This window comes from Luteibacter sp. P4_E6, from assembly GCF_056401535.1.
In genome coordinates this window covers 1-7522 of sequence record NZ_JBFUJE010000182.1, presented here as the reverse complement: position 1 = coordinate 7522, position 7522 = coordinate 1, and the positions used below count along the sequence as shown (strand labels likewise).

The following is a 7522-nucleotide window of genomic DNA, read 5'->3' as shown; positions in this document are numbered from 1 at the left end:
GCGCGACGCACAATCCGCATCGTCTCGGTTACACCGCTGGCGGTTCGTCCGGTGGCGCGGCCGCTGCCGTTGCCTCCGGCATGGCGGTCGCGGCGATAGGCTCCGACACGCTGGGGTCGGTCCGCATTCCGGCCAGCTATTGCGGCGTGTATGCCCTGAAACCCACGCATGGCGAGATTTCGGCCCGCGGCCTGGTGCCGGCGGCTCGCCGTCTGGATGCGGTCGGCCTGCTCGCGCGTGGCGTGGACGACCTCACGGTGCTCCTGCAGACGCTGGCCGGTTACGACGCCGACGACGCCCGCTCGCGCCGTCGCCGGGTAGCGTTCTCGCCGCCGGACTGGGAGCCGGGCAACCTGCGCTCCGGTTTCCTGCCCGACCTGGCCGCCGTCGGTGTCGACAGTGACGTGATCGATGTCTTCGAGGCGGCGCTGGGCAAGCTCAACGGTGAGCTGGGCGAACGTCGTACCGTCGATTTCTCGGACTGGGACTTCGCCAGGACGCGTCGGGCAGGGCTTCTCCTGATGGAAGCGGAGATGCTCAACACCTTCGCGGATGAGTTGGCGGATGAGGCGTATCCGGTCTCACCGGGTTTCCGGCAGATGGTCGATTTCGCCGCGCGCAAGTCGGCCGCCGAATAYGTCGCCGCGGATCGGGTGCTCGACGACGCGACGCTGAAGATGCGTCGCCTGTTCGCCCAGGTGGATGTGCTGGTGATCCCGACGACATCGCAGGGGGCTTTCCCGCTGGATGGCCCCGCGCCGGCGTCGCAGGCGGACCTGTGCAGTTTCGCCAGCCTCGCCGGGTGTCCGGCGGTCAGCATTCCGATGGGTACGCTGGCCAACGGCATGCCGATCGGKATGCAGTTGGTCGGCGCGCGTGGCTCGGATCTGCGGTTGCTGGAATTGGCCGCGGTGTGTGCGTCGTCGCTGGATGCCGAGCCCGCGTATCCCGTCGAGCCTGCATAAGAACGCAGATCTTCTGTGGGAGCCGCTTCAGCGGCGATGCTCTTGCCGCACCAGAGGCATCGCCGCTGAAGCGGCTCCCACATTGGTGGCGGGTCCTACTTGGCGGTGGGTCCTACCGGGCGCTACCAGCCTCGAGAGTCCACCCCACCACCTCACGCGATACCTTATCCATCGCTCGCCCGAACGCCTCGACCACCTGCGGTACGTCCTTGCCGTCCACCGGTTCGTGGACTTCGAAGCGGCGGCTGCCGACGATCTGGTGCTTGCGCGTAGCGGCAAGCACGGCGTCATAGCGGATCACGACCTCCGGCTTGCCCGCGGCGTATTCCGTTTGGAACGCGGCGAGGCTGCCGCCCAGTTCAAAGTCCGCGCCGAGATTGCTCTCGTCCGTACTCAGCGCGGCGATGCGGCCACTGTCACGGAACGCATCCGCCAGGCGATCGCGGAACAGGTTGGTCGTCGTGTCGCTCCACCGCGCTCCGGCGTACACGGTGATCTGGTTCGAGTCCGGCACGACGGCGATGCGCACGTTATCCAGCGAACGTGGCGCGCTGGGCGCGGCGATGCGCAGTGCCCAGGGCACCGGCGTCGCGGCACCGGGCCGTGCACCTGGTGCGGCAGGCAGGGTGTAGATCTTCGGCGTTTCGGCCCTGGGCAGGATCGAGCACGCCGTCAGCAGCGCGAGTAGCAGCGGGGCGGCGAGGCGGGCACGGTTCATGGTGTGAACTCCTTAACTTTCTCACGGCCGAACAGGTAGCCGCTGGGATTCTCGTCGAGGCGACGGGTGATCGAACGCAGCGAGGTCAGCGTGTCACGCAGCTCGCGCAAGGCGGGAGCCAGTTCGCCCAGGCTCGCTGCGCCGCCGTTGATGGCGTCGCTGTTGTCGTTGAGCAGACGGTCTACGGAGGCCATGGAATGTTCGAGCGACGCCATTGCGTGCTGCGCGCTCTCCAGCGTGGCCTTGCCCTGGCCTTCGATCAGGCCGTTGGCGTTGTGCACCAGCTTCTGGCTTTCGGCCAGCGTCTCGTTGGCTTGCGTCGTCGCCGTGGTGAGCTGCTTGATCAACGTACGGATGTCTTCACGCTCGTCGGCAATCACGCCGGTGGTCTGGTCCAGGTGATCCAGCGTGCGCTCGATCCGATGGACGTTCTCTTTAGATAGAAGGTCGTTGGCCCGCGCCGCGGCCTGGCTGATATTGGTAATGAGGTCCTCGCCGTTGGCGAGCAGTCGGGAGAGTGGCGAGGGATCGGCGATGATCACCGGCACTTCGCCATCGTGGCCGACCAGTAGCGGGGCGCCGGGCGTACCACCCGATAGCTGGATGATCGCCACCCCGGTGACACCGGTCAGGGCGAGCTTGGCGTGGGTATCCTTGCGCAATGGCGTGTCGCCGGTCACGCGTACGCGGGCGAGCACGCGGCGCGGATCTTCCGGATCCAGTCGCAGCTGCATGACATCGCCCAGCCGGATGCCGTTGTACTGGACGGCGCCGCCCTTCGACAGGCCGGTCACCGCCTCGTTGAAAACAATGTCGTAGTAGTTCCACTCCTGGTCCGAATGGGCCTTGGCCAGCCAGACACCGAAGCCGAGCCCGGCCATGACGATGAGGACGGTGAACAGTCCGATCAGGATGTGATGCGCGCGCGTTTCCATGGTGTCAGTCCTTGCCTTTATGGGCGGCGAAGGTGGCCGCGCGACCGCGCGGTCCGTTGAAATAAGCCTGTACCCAGGGATCGTCGGTGCGGGCGACCTCGTCGATCGGCGCGGCGGCCAGCACGCGCTTCTGCGATAGGACAGCCACGCGGTCACAGGTGGAGTAGAGCGTGTCCAGGTCGTGCGTCACCAGGAACACGGTAAGGCCCAGCGCATTRCGCAGGGTAACGATGAGGCTGTCGAACGCCGCGGCACTGATCGGATCCAGGCCGGCGGTCGGTTCGTCGAGGAAGAGGATCTCCGGATCCAGTGCGAGTGCACGGGCGAGGGCGGCGCGCTTGATCATTCCGCCGGAAAGCTCCGACGGGTACTTGCGGCCGGCATCTACCGGCAGGCCGGCCAGTGCCAGCTTCACGCCCGCGAGGCGCGTCGCATCCATACGAGGCAGGCCGGCATGCTCGATCAGGGGCAGCGCTATGTTTTCGGCCACGGTGAGTGACGAGAACAGGGCGCCGCTCTGGAACAGCACGCCGAAGCGACGCTCCACCTGGGATCGGCGTTCGTCCGAAAGGGACAACAGATTTTCGCCGAAGACACGTACCTCGCCGGCGATCGGCCGCACCAGACCGATGATCGTACRCAGCAGCACCGACTTGCCGGTGCCGGATCCACCGACGATGCCGATGATCTCGCCGCGATAGACGTCGAGGTCCAGGTTCTCGTGGACGGTCTGCGTGCCGAACCGATTGATCAGTCCGCGGACTTCGATGACCGTTTCGCGGGCCGGAGCAGCTACCGTTTGTGCGTTCACCAGCCCATCTCCATATAGAAGAGTGCGGCGAGGGCATCGAGGAGGATCACCACGAAGATCGACTGGACCACGGCCGAGGTAGTGTGTTCGCCCACCGACTGCGCGCTGCCGGACACCTTGAAGCCTTCCATGCAGCCGATCACCCCGATCATGAAGGCGAACACGGGCGCCTTGGCCATGCCGACCAGGAACTGGGTCAGGGACATGTCCTCCTGCAGCATCGACAGGAACATCGACGGGGACATCTTGAGCACCGCGAGGCAGACCACGCCACCGCCGACGATGCCGGCGATCATGGCGATGAAGGTAAGCAGGGGTAGCGAAACCAGCAGGGCGAGGACGCGCGGCAGCACGAGCAATTCGACCGGATCGAGACCGAGCGTGCGGATCGCGTCRATCTCCTCGCGCGCCTTCATCGAACCGATCTGGGCGGTGAACGCGCTGGCAGTGCGGCCGGCGAGCAGGATGGCGGTGAGCAGCACGCCGAACTCGCGAAGGAAGGCGAAGCCGATCAGGTCCACGGTAAAGATGCTGGCGCCGTAACTGGCCAGCGCCGTCGAGCCGAGGAACGCGACCACCGCACCGACCATGAAGGAGAGCAGGGCCAGGATCGGCACCGCGTCCAGTCCGGTCTGTTCAATCTGGGCGACCACCGCGGTCACCCGCCAGTGCTTCGGTCGCAGCGCGGTGCTGGCGAAACCCTGCAGGGTGATGCCGATGAAGGCCAGCAGCTTTAACGTCTGTTTCCAGAACGAGCCCATGGCCTTGCCGATGCGCTCGAGCAGGACCACGAAGCCGGCATCCCTCGGCTTCTTCACACCCTTGCAATAGGTGTCGATCGCGTCGCCGACGGTTTTCAGCAGGGCGCGCCGCGCCGGCGGCAGCGACTCGTCCTGCGATAAGGCCTGGGTGCGCTGGCTGCCGAGCAACTCGGCGATGACGAAGGCACCGGAGGTGTCCATGGCCCCCACGGCATGAAGGTCCACTTTCACGTCATTGCCCACCGTGCCAGCCAGTTCGTTGGCCCGGGCCTGCAACTCCATGTAATGAAGGAGTGTCCAGTCCCCGCTCAGCGCAAGGCGCGCACCGCCCGCATCGCGCGAGAGGATGGCCGAGCCGGGCAGGGATGGGGTCGTCATGGGCGAAGGCTAGCAGATGCCGATGCTGCGTTTGCGCTTGGCCTGACCGGCCTCGCGACCCGATAATGCGAGGCTGTTCCCGCCGACATTCCCCTGCAAGGTACGACGATGACCGACAAGACCGAACTCAACGCCTCCCACCGTGAACTCGGTGCCCGCATGGTCGACTTCGGCGGCTGGGACATGCCCATCGCCTACGGCTCGCAGATCGAAGAGCACCACTCGGTGCGCAAGGACGCCGGCATGTTCGACGTCTCGCACATGACCGTGGTCGACCTCACCGGCGAGCGCACCCGCGAGTTCCTCCGCAAGCTGGTCGCCAACAACGTCGATAAGCTCACCAAGTCGGGCAAGGCGCTCTACACCTGCATGCTCGACGAGACCGGCGGGGTGATCGACGACCTCATCGTCTACTTCCTTCGCGAGGACTTCTTCCGCCTGGTGGTCAACGCCGCGACCCGCGCGAAGGATCTGGCCTGGATCGAAAAGCAGGCGGCCGCCTTCGGCATCACCGTGCGCGAGCGTCCGGAATTCGGCATGGTCGCCGTGCAGGGGCCTAACGCCCGCGAGAAACTGATCGGCCTGCTGCCGGAGGACATCCGCGAGAAGGCCCGCAAGCTCGGCAAGTTTGCCGCTATCGAATGTGAAGGCCCGAATGGCATGCCGCTGTTCCTGGCTCGCACCGGCTACACGGGCGAAGACGGCTTCGAAGTGGTCGTGCCGAACACGCGCGTCGTCGAGCTGTGGAATCTCCTGCGCGACGCCGGCGTCGCCCCGGCCGGTCTGGGTGCGCGCGACACGCTCCGCCTGGAAGCCGGCATGAATCTTTACGGCCAGGACATGGAYGAGACCGTCACCCCCTGGGAGGCCTCGCTCGCCTGGACCATCTCGCTGGACGAGGGTCGCGACTTCATCGGCCGCGAAGCGCTCGAGAAGCAGAAGGCCGACGGTGTACCGCGCGTGATGGTCGGGCTGGTCATGGACGAGAAGGGCGTTCTCCGTCACGGGCAGAAAGTTCTCGCCGCCAACGGCGAAGGCGAAATCCTTTCCGGCGGATTCGCGCCCACCCTCGGCAAGTCGGTCGCCTTCGCGCGCCTGCCCGCCGGTGACCACGGCGACGTTCGCGTCGATATCCGCGGTCGTGAAGTGCCGGTGCGCGTGGTGAAGTTCCCCTTCGTCCGCGACGGCCAGCCGATGCCCGGCATCATCGACGGCTGACCTCACACATATATATATGTATCGGTACAATTGACCGTCCATCACCCGCACCCCGTCCCGTGACATCGAGGAGCAGCCCCATGAGCGATAAAGAAATCCCCGGCGACCTGAAATTCCAGAAGACCCACGAATGGGTACGCGTCGAACAGGACGGCACGGTCACCGTCGGCATCTCCGACCATGCGCAGGGCGCGTTGGGTGATCTGGTCTACGTTGAACTGCCGGAAGTCGGTTCGAGCGTCCAGGCTGGCAACGGCGTTGCCGTCGTCGAGTCGGTCAAGGCTGCGTCGGATATCTACGCACCTGTCTCGGGTGAAATCACCGAGATCAATACCGTCCTCAGCGACAAGCCGGAAACGATCAACGAAGACGCGTTCGGTGACGGCTGGATCTTCAAGATGAAGCTTGACGACAAGTCCGAACTCGACGGTTTGTTGACGGCCGATGAGTACGCCGAGATCGCCGAGAACGACGACCACTGATCCGGTTCGGCACGTTCGATTCGCATGCCGGTCGTCCTCGACCGGCATTTTTTTGTCCGGAACGGCCCTTCGGCGAAATTTTTTTTCACCGTCAGTAGCGCTCCGTTCATCCGCGAAATCGCCCCCGACAGGCCGTGTCGGACGGCGCCTCTTTTCTCGTCGGCCGTCGCGTGTTGTCGGTTCACTGTTCGCGACGACGAACGAAAAAACATCTTTATTTAAGCTATTTGCTGAACCATTTCATTGCGTGAGTGCTTTTTATTTTGTGAGTCCATTTCATTCCGGACGTAACGGATAACCTCATGTGACTGCCCTCGATCGGTCATCGTCGGTGGGGATGCRTACCCGCAAGGTCTTCAATTCATAGCCAAAGTTTATTGACAGCGGATATGTTCAGGAATAGCTTTTGCACCAATTGACGGGGAACCCGATATGGAATTAGGAAAATTCATCAGGCCGTACGTCGAGCACGGCAACAAAGCGGGAGCGGTTCGCAAGATCACTGTGTCCATTCCGCTTCACGTGCTTCGACTGCTTTCCGATGAACGTACTCGCCGCCAGGTGAACAATTTAAGGCACGCAACGAACAGCGATTTGCTGGTTGAAGCGTTCCTTCATGCTTTTACTGGGCAACCACTGCCAACTGATGAGGAGCTGAGACGAACCATGGCCACTGCCAAGAAAGCCACTGCCAAGAAGTCCGCCGCCAAAAAGGCGTCGAAGAAATCCACCGTGAAGAAGACCGCCGCGCGCAAGTCGCCGGCAAAGAAGGCCTCGACCCGTAAGGTCGCGGTCAAGAAGGCTGCGACCCGCAAGTCGCCGGCCAAGAAGGCTGCAGTCAAGAAGGTCGCCCGCAAGGCTGCCGTCAAGAAGGTAGCCGCCAAGAAGGCGGTCAAGAAGGCCGTCAAGAAGGCTTCCGTAAAGAAGACGGCGCGCAAGGCAGCACCGCGCAAGGCCGCCGCACCGCGTAAGGCTGCTTCGAAGAAGGTTGCCGCCGCCAAGGTCGTTCGCGCGACCAAGGCTGCGAAGCCGGCTAAGGCACCGCGGGCCGCCAAGGTCGCTAAGGTCGCCAAGGCCGCCAAGTAATAAGCTTCACCTTCCAATAAGAAAGCTCGTTACGAATTATCTCCCCGCGGTGCCCAGCGCGGGGAGACACTTCGAAACCTTGACCCCGGCCCTGCCGGGGTTATTCATTTATAGGGGTGCGGTTTCTTGCCCCCGGAAAACCTCCTAGACCGCCGCGCTGGATTCACG

At 64.0% G+C, this 7522-nt stretch carries 8 protein-coding genes; 4 read left to right on the top strand and 4 right to left on the bottom strand.

Annotated features, from left to right (window positions below):
* Positions 1–965 (top strand): amidase family protein (locus tag AC1DT2_RS12290; protein ID WP_477296516.1); only part of this gene is annotated, 965 nt, incomplete at its 5' end.
* Positions 966–1077: 112 nt separating this feature from the next.
* On the opposite strand, the gene AC1DT2_RS12285 is transcribed toward AC1DT2_RS12290, so the two are convergent.
* Genes AC1DT2_RS12285 through AC1DT2_RS12270 form a run of 4 tightly spaced genes read right to left on the bottom strand, consistent with a single transcriptional unit; the run spans position 1078 to position 4568 of the window.
* Complete coding sequence (locus AC1DT2_RS12285) at positions 1078–1683, bottom strand: ABC-type transport auxiliary lipoprotein family protein (RefSeq protein WP_477296514.1); 606 nt, start codon at positions 1681–1683, stop codon at positions 1078–1080.
* Positions 1680–2618 carry an MlaD family protein gene (locus tag AC1DT2_RS12280; RefSeq protein WP_063572670.1) on the bottom strand — a complete coding sequence of 313 codons (939 nt, stop codon included), beginning with the start codon at positions 2616–2618 and terminating at the stop codon, positions 1680–1682. The genes AC1DT2_RS12285 and AC1DT2_RS12280 overlap by 4 nt, the downstream gene beginning before the upstream one ends.
* Before the next feature lie 4 nt (positions 2619–2622).
* On the bottom strand, positions 2623–3432 hold the full coding sequence (locus AC1DT2_RS12275) for an ABC transporter ATP-binding protein (RefSeq protein WP_477296518.1): 810 nt from the start codon (positions 3430–3432) through the stop codon (positions 2623–2625).
* Entirely contained in the window at positions 3426–4568 is a 1143-nt protein-coding gene (locus tag AC1DT2_RS12270) for an ABC transporter permease (protein ID WP_477296512.1), read from the bottom strand. The genes AC1DT2_RS12275 and AC1DT2_RS12270 overlap by 7 nt, the downstream gene beginning before the upstream one ends.
* 108 nt (positions 4569–4676) lie before the next feature.
* On the opposite strand from AC1DT2_RS12270, the gene gcvT reads away from it, so the two are divergent.
* From gcvT to metJ, 3 genes are all read left to right on the top strand, one after another.
* On the top strand, positions 4677–5786 hold the full coding sequence (gene gcvT, locus AC1DT2_RS12265; RefSeq protein ID WP_477296509.1) for a glycine cleavage system aminomethyltransferase GcvT: 1110 nt from the start codon (positions 4677–4679) through the stop codon (positions 5784–5786).
* A gap of 80 nt (positions 5787–5866) precedes the next feature.
* Complete coding sequence (gcvH, locus tag AC1DT2_RS12260) at positions 5867–6268, top strand: glycine cleavage system protein GcvH (protein ID WP_477296507.1); 402 nt, start codon at positions 5867–5869, stop codon at positions 6266–6268.
* A 432-nt stretch (positions 6269–6700) separates the two neighbouring features.
* Positions 6701–7354, top strand: coding sequence for a met regulon transcriptional regulator MetJ (metJ, locus tag AC1DT2_RS12255; RefSeq protein WP_213950075.1), 654 nt, complete (start codon positions 6701–6703; stop codon positions 7352–7354).
* Positions 7355–7522 lie beyond the last annotated feature (168 nt).

Coding starts and splice junctions, on each gene's coding strand:
- AC1DT2_RS12285 (WP_477296514.1), bottom strand. CDS start 1,683: ATGAACCGTGCCCGCCTCGCCGCCCCGCTGCTACTCGCGCTGCTGACG.
- AC1DT2_RS12280 (WP_063572670.1), bottom strand. CDS start 2,618: ATGGAAACGCGCGCGCATCACATCCTGATCGGACTGTTCACCGTCCTC.
- gcvH (WP_477296507.1), top strand. CDS start 5,867: ATGAGCGATAAAGAAATCCCCGGCGACCTGAAATTCCAGAAGACCCAC.
- metJ (WP_213950075.1), top strand. CDS start 6,701: ATGGAATTAGGAAAATTCATCAGGCCGTACGTCGAGCACGGCAACAAA.